Genomic DNA, 15,104 nt, shown 5'->3' with positions numbered 1-15,104 from the left:
TCCGTCCGGCACCGTAACCGCTGTCAGGCCCCGGCCGCGACCGGTCGTCCGTTGCCGGTCACCCGCGCCGCGCCTCCAGCGTCGCCCGCGCTCCGCGCTCGTGCAGGGACGCGAGCGAAGTGGTGTACGCCGCTACGAACCGCTCGTCGTCGACCAGGTCACCGAACAGGTCCCGGTCGGACACGAAGAGCAGCGGCTGCTCCCGGTTGTGCTGCGCGCGCTCGACCAGCTTGTCCCGCAGCCGGTCGACCACCTCGATCGGCCGGCCCTGCTCGTCGACGCCCTCGGCGTACCGGGCCCAGGCGGCCACGACCAGCGCCGACCGCTCGATCGCGCCGTCCCCCGCGAGCTGGGCGCGGATCACCGGCACCAGCCACTTCGGGATCCGGTCCGAGCTCTCGGCGCAGAGCCGGGCCAGCGTGTCGCGCACCTCCGGGTTGGCGAAGCGCTCGATCAGCTGGTGCTTGTACCGGTCCAGGTCGACGCCGGGCACCGGCGGCAGGGTCGGCGTACCCTCCTCGTCCATGTAGCCGAGCAGGAAGTCGACGAACAGCTTGTCCTGGCAGACCTCGTGCGCGTAGCGGTAGCCGGCCAGGTAACCCAGGTAGCACAGCGCCTGGTGACTCGCGTTGAGCAGCCGCAGCTTCATCAGCTCGTACGGCTCGACGTCGTCCACCAGCTGCACGCCGACGTCCTCGTACGACGGCCGGTCGCCGCCGAAGTCGTCCTCCAGCACCCACTGGGTGAACGGCTCGCACACCACCGGCCAGCCGTCCTCGATTCCGAACCGCTCGGCCAGCGCCTGCCGGTCGGCCTCGGCCGTGACCGGGGTGATCCGGTCCACCATCGAGTTCGGGAACCGCACCTCGCGCTCGATCCAGTCGGCCAGCTCGGCGTCCTTGAGCCGCGCGAACGCGGTGAGCATCTTGCGCGCCACGTGCCCGTTGCCCGGGATGTTGTCGCACGACATCACCGTGAACGGCGGTACGCCGGCCGCCCGGCGCCGCGCCAGCGCCTCGACCACGAACCCGAAGACGCCGGCCGGGGTCGCCCCCGGGACGAGGTCCGCGGCCAGGCCGGGATCGCTCGCGTCCAGCTCACCGGTCACCTGGTTGACGTGGTACCCGCCCTCCGTGATGGTCAGCGAGACGATCCGGATCGCCGGGTCGGCCAGCCGGGCCAGCACCGCCTCCGGGTCGTCCGGCGCGAACAGGTACTCGACGATCGAGCCGATCACCCGCGGTTCCAGCGTGCCGTCCGGGTGCTTGACCACCAGCGTGTACAGCCCGTTCTGCGCGGCCATCACGTCGGCCATCCGCCGGTCCTGCGGCAGCACGCCCACACCGCAGATGCCCCAGTCGAGCGCAGCGCCGTCCCCGTGGTTGTCGTTCATCAGCCGGTCCAGGTACATCGCCTGATGCGCCCGGTGGAACCCGCCGACACCGAAGTGCACGATGCCGGCACGGACCGCCGTCCGGTCGTAGCGCGGGACGCCGACCTGGTCGCCGAACGAGTCCACCGTGGCCGGGCTGAGTTTCTGCACGTTGATGTCCTCCGTCACTTGACCGCCCCGAGCGACAGTCCCTGGACCAGTTTGTCCTGTGCCGCGAACCCGGCGATCAGCACCGGCAGCGAGACCACCAGCGACGCCGCGCAGACCTTGGCCAGGAACAGGCCCTGGCTGGTCACGAACCCGGTCAGGAAGACCGGCGCGGTCTGCGCCACGGTGCCGGTCAGCACCCGCGCGAACAGCAGCTCGTTCCAGCTGAAGATGAAGCAGATCAGCGCCGCCGACGCGATGCCCGGGGTGACCACCGGCGCGACCACCGAGCGCAGGGTGCGGACCAGGCCGGCGCCGTCGACCGAGGCCGCCTCGAGGATCTCCACCGGGACCTCGGCCAGGAAGCTGCGCAGCATCCAGACCGCGATCGGCAGGTTCATCGAGGTGTAGAGCACGATCAGCAGCCAGATGTTGTCCAGCAGGCCGACCGACTGGGCGAACAGGTAGATCGGCAGCAGTCCGGCGACCACCGGCAGCATCTTGGTGGAGAGGAAGAAGAACAGCACGTCGGTCCACTTCTTCACCGGTTTGATCGACAGCGCGTACGCCGCCGGGAAGGCCAGCAGGATCACCAGCACCGTGGACAGGATGCTCGCGGTCAGCGAGTTCGCGATCGACGGCCAGGGGCCGGTGTCGAAGAACGAGCGGTAGCCGTCCAGGGTGAGCGGCGCGGCGATGTCCGGCGGGTTCTTCGCCGCGTCCTCCTCGGCGTGGAACGAGGTCAGCGCCATCCAGAGCACCGGCAGCACGAACAGCGTGCCCACGATCCAGGCCAGCCCGCTCAGCGCGAGGCCACCGCCACGCTTCTTCCGGCCGGTCACCATCGCCACCTGCGTACTCATCCACGTCCTCGCTTCGCGCCGGGCGCGGAGGAGGCTCCGACCACGCTGTGCTTTCTGATGAACTCGCTTCGCTCCTTCATCGGCTCTCCTCCTTGAACAGCGTGGACACCGAGCGCAGCGCCAGCGTCGCGATCACGATCGTGCCGATCACCACGATCACGCCGGCCGCCGAGGCCCGGCCGTAGTCGTGCGCGGTGTAGAAGGTCTGGTAGATCGTGTACGGCAGGTTCGCCGTCCCGAGGCCACCAGAGGTGATGGTGAAGACGGCGTCGAAGTTCTGCACCACGTAGATCGAGCCGAGCAGGGCGCTGAGCTCGAGGTACTGGCGCAGGTGCGGCATCGTCATGTACCGGAAGATGTCCCACTGGCTGGCGCCGTCGATGCCGGCTGCCTCGATCACGTCCAGCGGGCGGCTCTGCAGGCCGGCCAGCAGGATCAGCATCATGAACGGCGTCCACTGCCAGACCAGCGCGAAGATCACCGACCACAACGGCTGGTTGCTGATCCAGTCCGGCTGCGGGGCGTTGTCGCCGAAGATCCAGGTCAGCACCCCGTTGAACAGCCCGTACTCCGGGTTGTAGAGCGCGTGCTTCCACAGCAGCGCGGCGGCGACCGGGACCACCAGGAACGGCGTGATCATCATCGTCCGGACCACGCCCCGGCCGCGGAACTTCCGGTCCAGCAGCAACGCGATCCCGAGCCCGAGCAGCAGGCTGATCAGCACCACCGCCGCGGTCAGCAGGATCGTCACCAGGATCGCCTGCCGGGTGTTCGCGTCGGTGAGGACCCGGCGGAAGTTGTCGACGCCGGCGAACCCGCGCTCGTCGGGGTAGTAGGCGTTCCAGTCCATGAAGGAGGTGAAGACCGTGACCAGGAACGGCAGCTGGGTCACCAGGATCATGAAGACCAGCGCGGGCAGCAGCGGGGCCCGGCGGGCCCAGTCGCCGGTCCTGCGCAGCATTGTGGACTGCCCCCCGGGCGGGACCGCGGCGCGCCGGCCGCCCGGCCGGGTCTGGGTGTCGACACTCATGACGGCTTCCTCACTTCGCTTCTCGGGAGCGATAGCGCTCGGCGACGTCGTCGGCGAGCTCCTGCCCGCGTTCCAGCGCCTCGTCGACGCTCATCCGGCCGGCGATCGCCGAGCTGACGTCCTGGCTGACCTGCGTGCCGAGGTCGGGGAACTCCGGGATGTCGACGAACTGGATCCCGATCGCCGGCCGCTTCTGCACGCCCGGGTTGCGCGGATCGGCCGCCTCGATCGCCTGCCGGGTCGGCTCCGCGAACGCCGCCGCCTCCTTCAGGTACGCCGGGTTCTCGTACGTCGAGGCGCGCTTGCCGGCCGGCACCCGGGACCAGCCCAGCTGCGCGCCGACCAGTTCCTCGTACTCCTTGCTGGACGCCCAGGAGATGAACTTCCAGGCGTTGTCCTTCTTCTTGCTGGCCTCCTGGATGCTCCAGGACCACGCGTACAGCCAGCCGGAGCTGTCGGTCTTCACCACCGGCGCCGCGGCGTAGCCCATCTTGCCCCGGACCGGCGAGTTCGGCGCCTCCAGCGAACCGGCCGCCGAGGTGGCGTCGTACCACATCGCGACGTTGCCCTGGACAACGTTGTTCAGGCACTCGGTGAAGCCGGCCTGCGGTGCGCCCAGCTGGCCGTGGTTGCGGACCAGGTCGACGTAGAACTTGGTCGCCTCGGTGAACTCCGGAGCGTTGACCTTCGCCTGCCAGTCCTCGGTGAACCAGGTGCCGCCGAAGGTGTTCACCACCGTGGTCAGCGGGGCGAACAGCTGGCCCCAGCCCGGCTGGCCGCGCAGGCAGATGCCGCGCATCCCCGGCTGGGCGTTGTCCACCCGGGCCGCGATCTCGGCGACCTGCTGCCAGGTCGGCTTGGCCGGCATCGTGATGCCCTTCGCGGCCAGCACGTCCTTGCGGTACATCAGGAACGAGGACTCGCCGTAGAACGGTTCGCCGTACACCTTGCCGTCGGCGCCGCTGAGCGACTCGGTCATCGACTTCAGCACGTCGTCCTGGTTGAACTTCGGGTCGCCGGCGATGTAGTCCGACAGCGGGGCGATCCACTTGCTGGTCGCGTAGATCGGGATCTCGAAGTTGCTGAGCGAGGCGACGTCGTACTGGCCGGCCTGGCTGGAGAACTCCTGGCTGATCTTGTCCCGGACGTCGTTCTCCGGCAGCACGGTGTAGTTGACCTTGATCCCGGTCTGCTTGGTGAAGTGGTCCGCGGTCAGCTTCTGCAGGTCGACCATCTGCGGGTTGTTCACCATCAGCACGTTGATGCTGTCGGCACCGCCGCCACCCGCACCACCACCCCAGCCGGCGCAGCCACTGGCCGCAGTCACCAGGACCAGAGCGGTCGCCACGGCCCCGATCCGCTTTCGCTGTTCCAGCACGAGCAGCTCCTTCGTTCCGTCGGATTCGCTCATATGAGCAGGGCGTTGCTCAGACTCGAGTGAACCGGGTGCGCGCAGGCGTGTCAAGGCCTCGCGCCCCACCAGAGCGCAGGCCTGCTCACCTGAGCGGAGTGCTGGTTACGGCTGCTCGGGGCGCGCGGCTGCGGCCGCTCGCCGGGTCTCCTCCACGCCTTCCCAGTACGCCGCCTCGAGCCGGCGCACCCAGAACGGCGCGAACACCGCCGGCAGGTTCGGCCAGAGACCGAAGGCGTCCAGCGAGCTCGCTGCCGAGACCACCACGCCGACGGCGGTCAGCCCGACCACCACCCAGGCCCCGCACCGGCTGAGCGGGCGGCCGTCGCCGGACGGCGGAGGATCGCTCTCGATCAACGGGATCCGGGTGATCGCCGAGGTGGCGAAGAGGCCGGCCGTTGCCAGGCCGATTCCCGTCAGGGTCGCGGCCGCCCAGGTCTGACCGGTCCCCCAGACGCCGTCGAGCCGGAGCAGCCGGATCACCTGGGCGGTGACCAGCACCGCGACGACGGCGTACGCCAGCATGCCTGGACGGGTCAGGCGGTTCGGCATGGGGGGCTCCGCTCGGTCGGGGGGCCGGTGACATCGACGGGCGGATGCCTGGTGTTAGCCGGGTGTTCAGGATGACGGAGAATAGCGCGGGTGAGCGCGCGTGTGGTCCTGCTGGCCGGGCCGTCCGGGACCGGGAAGTCGCACCTGGCCGAACTGGTCGGGCTGCCCGTCGTCCGCCTGGACGACTTCTACCGTGACGGCGACGACGACGCCATGCCGCGTTCCCCGCTGGGCATCGTCGACTGGGACGACCCGGGCTCCTGGGACGCCCGCCGCGCGGTCGACGCACTGGAGACGCTGTGTACGACAGGGTCGGCGGACATGCCGATCTACGACATCGCGGTCGACTCCACCGTCGGCCACCGCGCGGTGACCACCGGCGGCAGTCCACTGGTGATTGCCGAGGGCATCTTCGCGGACCAGATCGCCGGCGAGCTGAGGACGCGCGGTCTGCTCGCGGCCGCGATCTGCGTGCGGCACCACCGGGTGGTCACCTTCGTCCGCCGCTTCCAGCGCGACCTCCGCGAGCACCGCAAACCCCCGTGGACCCTGCTGCGCCGCGGCCTGCTGCTGCTCAAGGACGACCCCCGGGTGGTCCGCCGCTGCCTCGACGCCGGCTGCGAACCCCTGCACCCCAGAGCCGCCCGCCGCCGCATCGCCGACCTGCTCGCGGCTGCGACCACCCGCTAGTACGGACGTCTTCGGCTCGCGGTGTTGCCGATCAGCGCGGGTGATGCCTTGCTCACAGCGAGTTCTGTCGTCCCGGTGTTGCCTGGCGTTCATCTTCGTCTGGTGCGATCAGGCGGAATCCCTTGAGTTGCGGAGGAGTTGTGAGGCGGACTGCACCGGGCGTGACGGCGCTGATCGGCTGCGCCCTGCTGGCCCTGGCCGGCTGTGCGGGCGGCAACGCCGGAGCCGCGACCACCGGTACGCCGAACGCCGGACCACCCGCTCCCAGCGCACCGCCTGCCGTCACCCCGAAGAGCGCCCTGGCCGTACTGGTCGTCGTCCCGAAGGGCTACCCGCCCCACCCGCGCGAGCTGAGCGGGCCGTTCACCCTCCAGTCCTTTCTCGGCACCCTGTCGGCCATCCCCGCCGAGGACCGCGCGCTGTTGCTCAACGCAAGCTTCACCGAGGGGTACCAGGCGAGCCGGATCAGCCCGGACCGCAAGAAGCAGTACACGGTGCGCCTGTTCAAGACCGGCTCGAAGAAGAAGGCCAAGGACCTGCAGCTCGGCTTCTGGAACCAGGAGACGCACAGCGGGAAGTTCGCCGTCCGCGGGGTGCCGGGCGTACTCAGTGGCCGGCGGATCGCGCCGACCGGTGGACCGGACGAGTCGGAGGCGGTCGCCGAGGTCAGCTTCGTCGTCGGCACGCTGGTCGCCCGGATCAGCGTCCGTGAAACCGGCCCGGTGTCCAGCGACCTGACTCCCGACACGACGTTGGCCGCCACCGTCGGTCGCCAGCAGTACGCGCGGCTCTCCTCCAAGTCCGGCTGAGGTCGCGCGTACGCCACCCGAGCACGGGCGCCCGCGCGGTGGGCGACGACGGGCGGCACTCCCTAGCGTCGAGCCATGGACAGATTGACGAAGCTAGGGGCGACCGCCTGGGCGGTCGGGGTCACGCAGTTCTTCGTTCTGATGGTGGTCGTGCAGCTCAGCTGGAAGACTCGCTACAGCTGGGCGGACAACAACATCAGTGACCTCGGCAACGTTCACTGCGGCGATTTCGGTGGCCGCTACGTCTGCTCGCCGCTACACGGCCTGATGAACGGGTCGTTCGTCGTCGGCGGTGTACTGATCATCGCCGGAGTGCTGCTCACCTACGCCGCTTGGCCGCGCGGCGTGGCGTCGTGGACAGTCCGGGTGTTGCTGATGGCAACTGGTAGCGGCTGGATGGTGGCCGGGCTCTCCCCCGCCGACATCAACGAGGACCTGCACGTGCTCGGCGGCGCCGTGGTGATCTTCCTCGGCGGCAACCTCGCGCTGCTGCTCGCGGGACTGCTCCGCCCGGACAGCCCGATCAGCCGCACCCGCTGGTACGCCGTGGGCTTCGGTCTGCTCGGACTCGTCGCGATGGTCCTGCACTTCGGCGGGCACGGCCTCGGCCTGGGGACCGGCGGAATGGAACGCGTGACCGCGTACGGCGTACCGGTGTGGCTGCTGATCGCGGCGCTGACCTTGCTGCGGCCGACCCCTTCGCGCCGGGAGAGCTCCGGTGCGAGGAGGCGGCGGGCCGCGGTCAGGCGGTGATGTGGTCGGGCGTGATGCGGTCAGGCGGTGATGCGGTCGATCACCAGCGGGGTCGCGTCGTACGCGTCACCGATCTCCACGGCGTCGGCCAGCGACTCCAGTGCCCGCTCGAAGCGGCTCGGGTCGTCGGCGTGCAGGGTGAGCAGCGGTTGCCCGGCGGTGACCTGGTCGCCCGGCTTCGCGTGCAGCTCGACACCGGCGACCGGTGAAACCGGGTCCTCCTTGCGCGCCCGCCCGGCACCGAGGCGCCAGGCGGCGACTCCGACCGCCAGCGCGTCGAGGCGGCTCAGCACACCGGACGTTTCGGCCTTGACCACGTGCTGCTCCGGGGCGACCGGCAGCTCGGCGTCCGGATCGCCGCCCTGGGCCGCGATCATCCGGCGCCAGACGTCCATCGCCGTCCCGTCCTTGAGCTTCTCGGCCGGGTCGACATCGGTCACGCCGGCCGCGGCGAGCATCTCGGCGGCGAGCGCCACGGTGAGCTCGACGACATCGGCCGGACCGCCGCCGGCCAGTACCTCCAGCGACTCCCGGACCTCCAGCGCGTTGCCGGCGGTGAGCCCGAGCGGTGTCGACATGTCGGTCAGCAGCGCGACCGTGCGCACCCCCGCGTCGGTGCCCAGGGCAACCATTGTCTCGGCCAGCTCGCGGGCGTCGGCCAGGTCCTTCATGAACGCGCCGGTCCCGACCTTCACGTCCAGCACCAGCGCGCCGGTGCCCTCGGCGATCTTCTTGCTCATGATCGAGCTGGCGATCAGCGGGATCGCCTCGACCGTCCCGGTCACGTCGCGCAGCGCGTACAGCTTCTTGTCCGCCGGCGCCAGTCCGTCGCCGGCCGCGCAGATCACCGCGCCGACGTCGTCGAGCTGGCGCATCAGCTCGTCGTTCGACAGCGCGGCGCGCCAGCCGGGAATCGACTCCAGTTTGTCCAGCGTGCCGCCGGTGTGACCGAGACCGCGGCCGGACAGCTGCGGGACGGCGACTCCGCAGGCCGCCACCAGCGGGGCCAGCGGCAGGGTGATCTTGTCGCCGACGCCGCCGGTGGAGTGCTTGTCGGCGGTCGGCCGGGACAGTTCGGCGAAGTTCATCCGCTCGCCCGAGGCGATCATCGCGGCGGTCCAGCGGGCGATCTCCCGGCGGGTCATGCCGTTCAGCAGGATCGCCATCGCCAGCGACGACATCTGCTCGTCGGCGACGTCGCCGCGGGTGTAGGCGTCGATCACCCAGTCGATCTGGCCGTCGCTCAACTCACCTCGGTCCCGCTTGGTACGGATCACGTCGACGGCGTCGAAAGTCACCAGTGCCCTCCGTTCGTAGTCAGTGCGCCGGAGACAGTGTGTTGACCTCGGACGGCCGGCACTAGTCCTCCATGTGTTCGGGTCCGAAGGCCTCGGGCAGCAGCTCACGCAGCGGACGGCTGCCGGTGGGCGACTCGATCAGCAGCTCGGGGCCGCCGTGCTCGTGCAGCAGCTGGCGGCACCGTCCGCACGGGGTGAGCAGTTCCTCGTTGTGGTCCACGCAGGTGAAGGCGACCAGCCGGCCACCGCCGCTCGCGTGCAGCGCGGAAACCAGCCCGCACTCGGCGCACAGGGTCAGCCCGTACGACGCGTTCTCCACGTTGCAGCCGGCAACGATCCGCCCGTCGTCCACCAGCGCGGCGGCGCCCACCGGGAAGCCGGAGTACGGCGCGTACGCCCGTCTCATCGCCTCGACCGCAGCGGTGCGCAGTACACCCCAGTCCACATTCATCCCACCAGCATCCCTCACCGGACCACCTGCACGCCGCCGCCCCTGCGGGCGGGTCAGTGCGGGGAGCGGAAGACGCGCGCCCTCCACCGTCGAGTCAGCGCCCGGCGCCGAACCTGCAGCACTCAGCAAGGTCCGCGATCGGGCGCCGCCCCCGCTCACCCATCCTCGCGATGCCGCCGCCGAGTGGGGTTGGTGAGTGCTGCAAGTTCGCCGGACTGATCCGGAGTCAGCAGTCGTGGGTCCGGACGGGTCCACGGCGGGAGCCGCCCCCGGGACCGGCCGTACCGGGTTACTCGGTGACGTAGGGCTCACCGTCGGCCTTCGGGGCTCTGACTCGGCCTACCAGGCCGGCGACGGCGATGACCGTGGCCAGGTACGGGGCCATCAGCAGCAGTTCGCCGGGGATGGGGGTCTGGATGATCTGGAGCTGGGACTGCAACTGGGTGGCGAAGCCGAAGAACAGCGCCGCCACCATCGCGCCGATCGGGTGCCAGCGGCCCATGATCAGCGCGGCCAGCGCGATGAACCCGTTGCCCGCGGTCATCTCCTTGCTGAACGAACCGGCGTACCCGACGGTGAAGAACGCGCCGCCGAGCCCGGCCAGCACGCCCGCCCAGAGCACCGCGGAGTACCGGACCCGCTTGACCTTGATACCGACCGTGTCGGCCGCCTTCGGGTGCTCGCCGACCGCGCGGACCCGCAGGCCCCAGCGGGTCTGGAACAGCACGAACGTGACCACCGCGACCGCGAGGTAGGTCAGGTAGACCAGGACCGTCTGGTTGAACAGGATCGGGCCGATGAACGGGATGTCACCCAGGCCGGGGATCTTCACCGCCGACAGCACGGCCGGGGTGTTCAGGTTCTCCGCGTCCTCCTGCAGGAACTGGTCGAACAGGTACCCCGTGATGCCCGACGCGAAGACCACCAGCACGACGCCGAGCACGACCTGGTTGACCAGGTACTTGATCGAGAACACGGCCAGCAGCGCCGCCATCAGCACGCCGGTCAGCGCGGCGGCGACCAGCGCCGCGGCCGCGCTCCCGGTCGTGCTCGCCACCACGGCCGCGGTGAACGCGCCGACCAGGAACTGCCCCTCGATCGCGATATTGATGACGCCGGCCCGCTCGCACAGCACCCCGGCCAGCGCGCCGAGGATCAGCGGGGTGGCGAAGTTCAGCGTGCCCTGGAACTGGTTGGCCAGCGGGAACGTCTTGCCGGCCGCCGCCCAGCACAGGAACGCGCCGATGAAGCAGACCCCCAGCACGACGGCCAGCCAGCCGGCGTACCGCTGCGGGACCCGGCGGAGCACGTAGGCGACTGCGGCGACCAGGCCGAGCGCGCCGAGCAGCAGGGCCACCGGCTGGGCCGGCACGCCGAGCAGGTTGTTCTCCAGGTCGCCGGAGGTCAGCTGGAACGTCGCCTTGCCGCCGCCGGTGAAGATCGCCAGGCCGAGGCCGATCAGCGCGAACACCACCATCAGCCCGCCGACGCGCAGCCGGCGGATCCGGTCGGCAGGCCCCTCGATCGCGGCCGGTGCCGGCACCCGGACGGTCTCCGGGGTGGTCGTGTGGCTCATCCGTTCCAGCCTTTCGCGAGGACGGCGCCGGTGCCGCGTTCCTTGGGCAGGAACCGGAACACGGAGCGGACCAGCGCCGGAGCCGCGACGAACAGCACGATCACGGCCTGCAGCACGGTGGTCAGGGTCAGCGGCGTCTGGGTCTGCAGCTGCATCTGCAGGCCGCCCGCGTTCAGCGCGCCGAACAGCAGACCGGCCAGCACGGTGCCGAGCGGCGTACCGCGGCCGAGCAGGGCGACGGTGATGGCGTCGAAGCCGATCGTCGCGGCGACACCGTCGGTCAGCGGCAGGTCGGTGCCGAGCACCTGCTGGGTGCCGGCCAGACCGGCCAGCGCACCGGCCACCAGCATCGCGACGATGTAGGCCCGGCCGACCGACATTCCGGCGGTCCGGGAGGCGTCGGCGTTGGCGCCGACGGCACGCAGCTCGAAGCCGATCGTCGAGCGGTTCAGCAGCCACCAGACGAAGACCGCAGCCACCAGCGCGAGCAGGAAGCCCACGTGCAGCCGGGTGTCACCGAACTGGGGGTACTGCGCGTTGGCGTCCACGATCGGGCTGATCGGGTCCTCGCGGCCGGGCCGCTTGAACGCCGAGGTGGTCAGCAGCCACTGCAGCAGGTAGATGGCGACGTAGTTGAGCATGATCGTGACGATCACCTCGTGCGCGCCGGTGCGGGCCTTCAGCAGACCGACCAGACCGCCCCAGATCGCACCGCCGACCAGGCCGGCCACCACCGCGAGCACGAGGTGCAGCACCGGCGGCAGGTGCCAGGCGAATCCGACGTAGCCGGCCAGGATCGCGCCGATGATCAGCTGGCCCTGGGCGCCGATGTTGAACAGTCCGGTGCGGAACGCCAGCGAGACCGCCAGGCCGCCGCAGATCAGCGGGGTCGCCTGGGTCAGCGACTCCGCGATCGGGTTCAGCCCGCCGACCGCGCCGACCGCGAGCGCCTTGTACGCCTCGCCGACCGCGGTCGCGGCGGCGGACAGGGTGTCCAGCGGCGCGGCGCCGAAGTAGCCGATCGCGGTCTTCACCTCGTCGTCGCCGACGATGATCAGCAGTGCGCCGACGACCAGCGCCAGCACGATCGCGCTCAGCGAGACCAGTCCCTGGACCGCCCAGCCGGGCAGGCCGCCGCGGCCGGGTTCGCGCACCGGGCTCGCCGGAGCCGGTGGCTGCTGCGGCTCGGTGGCCGTGTCGTTGCTCATCTAGATGGTTCCCAACGTGGTCGGGTTCTCGGTCGCCTCGACCTCGGCCTCGCGCTGGGAGGCGCCGGCCATCATCAGGCCGAGCTCGTCGCGAGGCGTGTCGGACGGTACGACGCCGACCACCTTGCCGCGGTACATCACCGCGACCCGGTCGGCCAGCGCGGCGATCTCGTCCAGCTCGGTGGACACGATCAGCACCGCGGTCCCGCGGTCGCGTTCCTCCACGATCCGGCTGTGCAGGAACTCGATCGAGCCGACGTCCACGCCGCGGGTCGGCTGCGAGGCGACCAGCAGCTTCAGCGGCCGGGACAGCTCGCGGGCGAGCACGACCTTCTGCTGGTTGCCGCCGGACAGCGACGAGACCGGCAGGTCCGCGCCCTGCGTCCGGATGTCGAACTCCTCGATCCGGGCCGCGGCGTTCCGGTCGATCTCGTCGGTCCGCAGCGCCAGCCCGGTGCCGAACGGCGCCTGCCGGAACAGGTCGAGCACCAGGTTCTCCGCGACGCTGAACGAGCCGACGAAGCCGTCGTGGCCGCGGTCCTCGGGCACGTAGCCGATGCCGGCGTCGAGCCGCTGCCGGGTACTGCGGTGACTCAGGTCGGCGCCGTCGAGCGAGATCGTGCCGGCCGCGATCGGGGTGAGCCCGAGCAGCGCCTCGGCGAGCTCGGTCTGACCGTTGCCCTGGACACCGGCCACGGCCAGGATCTCGCCGGCCCGGACCTCCAGGTCGACCGCGTCGACGGCGGTGAAGCCACGCTCGTCGATCACGGTCAGGCCCTCGACCCGCAGCACCGGGTCGCCGGGCTGGGCCGGCTCCTTGTTCACCACCAGGTCGACCGCGCGGCCGACCATCAGCTCGGCCAGCTCCTCCTCGGACGCCGACGGCTCGGCACTGCCCACCACCTTGCCCCGGCCGATCACGGTGATCTTGTCCGCGATCGCCTTGACCTCCTTGAGCTTGTGGGTGATGAACACGATCGAGGTGCCGTTGTCCTTCAGCTGGCGCATCACCGCGATCAGCTCGTCGATCTCGGCCGGGGTGAGCACCGCGGTCGGCTCGTCCAGGATCAGCACCTTGGCGTCGTTGGTGAGCGCCTTGATGATCTCCACCCGCTGCTGCACGCCGACCGGGATGTTCTCCACCAGCGCGTCGGGGTCGACCGCGAAGCCGTACCGGTCGGACAGCTCGGTGACCAGCGCGTGCGCCTTCTTGCGGTCCAGCACACCGCCGGCGTGGGTGTTCTCCCGGCCGAGCATGATGTTCTCCGCGACGGTGAACACCGGCACCAGCATGAAGTGCTGGTGCACCATGCCGATGCCGTGCCCGATCGCGTCGCGCGGCGAGGTGATCGCCACCTTTTCGCCGTCGATCACGATCTCGCCGGAGTCGGGCTGCAGCAGCCCGTAGAGCATGTTCATCAGCGTGCTCTTGCCGGCGCCGTTCTCTCCGAGCAGGCAGTGGATCTGGCCCGGCTCGATCACCAGGTCGATGTGGTCGTTGGCGACCAGGGAACCGAAGCTCTTGGTCAGCCCCGAAAGCTCTAGATGCATGCGGACATGCCTACTTTCCCAGGAGAACAGCCTTCAGACGGCGAGCCAGGAAGGCGGCCCCCCGCAGGGTTCGCCTTCCTGGCTCGCACCGTACTACGTGGTCGCGCCGGGCCTCAGGAAGCCTTCGGCTGCGCCTTCGACGCGATCGTGATCTTGCCGCTCACGATGTCGGCCTTGAGCTGCTCCAGCTCGGCCTTCAGCTCGGCCGAAACCAAGCTGTCGAACTCGTGGAACGGGGCCAGCGAGGTGCCGCCGTTCTCCAGGGTGCCGATGAACTGGCTGTTGTCGAACTTGTTGTCGACGACCGAGGTGATGGCGTCCTGGACCGCGACGTCCATGCCCTTCTTCACGCTGGTGATCAGCACCGAGCAGTACTCCGCGGCGCTCTCGCAGCCGTCGGTGTCGACCCAGATCGCGTTGACCTTGCCGTTGCTGGCCTTGGCCGCCTGCAGGCCGCCCAGACCGGCCGGGCCGGCCACCGGGAAGATGATGTCGGCGCCCTGGGTGATCAGGTTCTGCGCGGTGTTCTGGCCCTTGGCCTTGTCCTCGAAGTCACCGGTGAACAGGCCGGACTGCTTGGCGTCGTCCCAGCCGAGCACCTGGACGTTCTTCGACTTCTGCTTGTTGTAGTGCCGCACGCCCTCGGCGAAGCCGTCCATGAAGATGGTCACCGGCGGGATCTTGATGCCGCCGAAGGTGCCGACCTTGCCGGACTTCGACATCGCCGCCGCCAGGTAGCCGGCCTGGAAGCTGGACTGCGCGGTGTTGAAGCCGAGCGGCTTCACGTTGGCGATCGGCTTGGCCGGCGCCGAGTCGACGATCGCGAACTTGATGTCCGGGTTCGCCTGGGCGGCCTTGTCGGTGGCGTCCTCGAGCTTGAAACCGACCGAGATGATGATCTTGCAGCCGGCCTGGACCATCGCGGTCATGTTGGTCGGGTAGTCGTTGTCCGACTTCGACTCGGCCTTGACCTCGGTCAGGCCCTTCTCCTTCACCGCGGCCTGGAGACCGGCGTACGACGTCTGGTTGAACGACTTGTCGTCGAAGCCACCCGAGTCGGAGACCATGCAGGCCTTGAAGTCCTTGTTGGCGCCGCCACTCGCCGAGTCCTCGGCCGGCTTGCTGCCACAAGCGGCGACGGCGAGCGTCACCGCGCCCACGATCGCCAGTCCCCGCACGTACTTCTTCACCGGACGTCTCCTTCGTCGACCAAGTTCCTGACCCGGCACGCCTTCCCCAGCGTGCCGCATCCGCAGACTATAGGGGCCGGTCCCGCCATCTTGAACGCCAAGAGCCGCTCGATACCGGAAAGTAATCGGCGCTTTCGTCACACCGCGGAAACTCCTGCGGTCCGGCGACCAGGTGATCACTG

14 protein-coding genes are annotated in these 15,104 nt (G+C 69.9%); 3 read left to right on the top strand and 11 right to left on the bottom strand.

Annotated elements, in window-relative coordinates:
- Positions 1 to 58: 58 nt before the first annotated feature.
- The 5 genes from KFLA_RS06715 to KFLA_RS06695 all read right to left on the bottom strand — a co-directional run bounded on the left by KFLA_RS06715 (position 59) and on the right by KFLA_RS06695 (position 5,396).
- A complete protein-coding gene (locus KFLA_RS06715; RefSeq protein ID WP_041289849.1) occupies positions 59 to 1,543 on the bottom strand; it encodes a mannitol dehydrogenase family protein in 1,485 nt (494 codons plus the stop codon).
- A gap of 14 nt (positions 1,544 to 1,557) precedes the next feature.
- Positions 1,558 to 2,403 carry a carbohydrate ABC transporter permease gene (locus KFLA_RS06710; protein ID WP_012919017.1) on the bottom strand — a complete coding sequence of 282 codons (846 nt, stop codon included), beginning with the start codon at positions 2,401 to 2,403 and terminating at the stop codon, positions 1,558 to 1,560.
- Between the two features lie 76 nt (positions 2,404 to 2,479).
- Positions 2,480 to 3,433 (bottom strand): carbohydrate ABC transporter permease, encoded by a 954-nt coding sequence (locus tag KFLA_RS06705; protein ID WP_012919016.1) that lies wholly within the window; start codon positions 3,431 to 3,433, stop codon positions 2,480 to 2,482.
- A gap of 10 nt (positions 3,434 to 3,443) precedes the next feature.
- Positions 3,444 to 4,811 carry an ABC transporter substrate-binding protein gene (locus KFLA_RS06700; RefSeq protein ID WP_041289848.1) on the bottom strand — a complete coding sequence of 456 codons (1,368 nt, stop codon included), beginning with the start codon at positions 4,809 to 4,811 and terminating at the stop codon, positions 3,444 to 3,446.
- 138 nt (positions 4,812 to 4,949) lie between these two features.
- Positions 4,950 to 5,396: a hypothetical protein gene (locus tag KFLA_RS06695; protein WP_012919014.1), complete on the bottom strand. Its 447-nt coding sequence runs from the start codon at positions 5,394 to 5,396 to the stop codon at positions 4,950 to 4,952.
- A 90-nt stretch (positions 5,397 to 5,486) separates the two neighbouring features.
- Between KFLA_RS06695 and KFLA_RS06690 the strand changes: the two genes are divergently transcribed.
- The 3 genes from KFLA_RS06690 (at position 5,487) to KFLA_RS06680 (ending at position 7,648) form a co-directional block, all read left to right on the top strand.
- Positions 5,487 to 6,086: an ATP-binding protein gene (locus KFLA_RS06690; RefSeq protein ID WP_012919013.1), complete on the top strand. Its 600-nt coding sequence runs from the start codon at positions 5,487 to 5,489 to the stop codon at positions 6,084 to 6,086.
- A gap of 140 nt (positions 6,087 to 6,226) precedes the next feature.
- On the top strand, positions 6,227 to 6,895 hold the full coding sequence (locus tag KFLA_RS06685) for a hypothetical protein (RefSeq protein WP_012919012.1): 669 nt from the start codon (positions 6,227 to 6,229) through the stop codon (positions 6,893 to 6,895).
- 75 nt (positions 6,896 to 6,970) lie between these two features.
- Positions 6,971 to 7,648 (top strand): DUF998 domain-containing protein, encoded by a 678-nt coding sequence (locus KFLA_RS06680; RefSeq protein WP_012919011.1) that lies wholly within the window; start codon positions 6,971 to 6,973, stop codon positions 7,646 to 7,648.
- Positions 7,649 to 7,668: 20 nt separating this feature from the next.
- Here KFLA_RS06680 and KFLA_RS06675 read toward each other — a convergent pair whose 3' ends face one another.
- The 6 genes from KFLA_RS06675 to KFLA_RS06650 all read right to left on the bottom strand — a co-directional run bounded on the left by KFLA_RS06675 (position 7,669) and on the right by KFLA_RS06650 (position 14,922).
- On the bottom strand, positions 7,669 to 8,949 hold the full coding sequence (locus KFLA_RS06675; protein ID WP_202797171.1) for a thymidine phosphorylase: 1,281 nt from the start codon (positions 8,947 to 8,949) through the stop codon (positions 7,669 to 7,671).
- A 58-nt stretch (positions 8,950 to 9,007) separates the two neighbouring features.
- Positions 9,008 to 9,397: a cytidine deaminase gene (locus KFLA_RS06670; protein ID WP_012919009.1), complete on the bottom strand. Its 390-nt coding sequence runs from the start codon at positions 9,395 to 9,397 to the stop codon at positions 9,008 to 9,010.
- Between the two features lie 289 nt (positions 9,398 to 9,686).
- The gene (locus tag KFLA_RS06665) at positions 9,687 to 10,973 is read right to left on the bottom strand and encodes an ABC transporter permease (RefSeq protein WP_012919008.1); all 1,287 of its coding nucleotides are present in this window, start codon (positions 10,971 to 10,973) and stop codon (positions 9,687 to 9,689) included.
- Entirely contained in the window at positions 10,970 to 12,181 is a 1,212-nt protein-coding gene (locus tag KFLA_RS06660) for an ABC transporter permease (RefSeq protein ID WP_012919007.1), read from the bottom strand. Before KFLA_RS06660 ends, KFLA_RS06665 begins: the two co-directional genes overlap by 4 nt.
- Positions 12,182 to 13,732: an ABC transporter ATP-binding protein gene (locus tag KFLA_RS06655; RefSeq protein ID WP_012919006.1), complete on the bottom strand. Its 1,551-nt coding sequence runs from the start codon at positions 13,730 to 13,732 to the stop codon at positions 12,182 to 12,184. It abuts the gene before it with no gap.
- A gap of 113 nt (positions 13,733 to 13,845) precedes the next feature.
- Positions 13,846 to 14,922 carry a BMP family lipoprotein gene (locus tag KFLA_RS06650; RefSeq protein ID WP_012919005.1) on the bottom strand — a complete coding sequence of 359 codons (1,077 nt, stop codon included), beginning with the start codon at positions 14,920 to 14,922 and terminating at the stop codon, positions 13,846 to 13,848.
- Between the last annotated feature and the right edge of the window lie 182 nt (positions 14,923 to 15,104).

It is taken from the genome of Kribbella flavida DSM 17836 (assembly GCF_000024345.1).
GTDB lineage: Bacteria > Actinomycetota > Actinomycetes > Propionibacteriales > Kribbellaceae > Kribbella > Kribbella flavida.
The sequence above is the reverse complement of the archived record's forward strand: the minus strand, read 5'-3'. Positions and strand labels throughout refer to the sequence as shown.

Coding starts and splice junctions, on each gene's coding strand:
- KFLA_RS06710 (WP_012919017.1), bottom strand. CDS start 2,403: ATGAGTACGCAGGTGGCGATGGTGACCGGCCGGAAGAAGCGTGGCGGT.
- KFLA_RS06705 (WP_012919016.1), bottom strand. CDS start 3,433: ATGAGTGTCGACACCCAGACCCGGCCGGGCGGCCGGCGCGCCGCGGTC.
- KFLA_RS06695 (WP_012919014.1), bottom strand. CDS start 5,396: ATGCCGAACCGCCTGACCCGTCCAGGCATGCTGGCGTACGCCGTCGTC.
- KFLA_RS06680 (WP_012919011.1), top strand. CDS start 6,971: ATGGACAGATTGACGAAGCTAGGGGCGACCGCCTGGGCGGTCGGGGTC.
- KFLA_RS06670 (WP_012919009.1), bottom strand. CDS start 9,397: ATGAATGTGGACTGGGGTGTACTGCGCACCGCTGCGGTCGAGGCGATG.
- KFLA_RS06665 (WP_012919008.1), bottom strand. CDS start 10,973: ATGAGCCACACGACCACCCCGGAGACCGTCCGGGTGCCGGCACCGGCC.
- KFLA_RS06660 (WP_012919007.1), bottom strand. CDS start 12,181: ATGAGCAACGACACGGCCACCGAGCCGCAGCAGCCACCGGCTCCGGCG.
- KFLA_RS06655 (WP_012919006.1), bottom strand. CDS start 13,732: ATGCATCTAGAGCTTTCGGGGCTGACCAAGAGCTTCGGTTCCCTGGTC.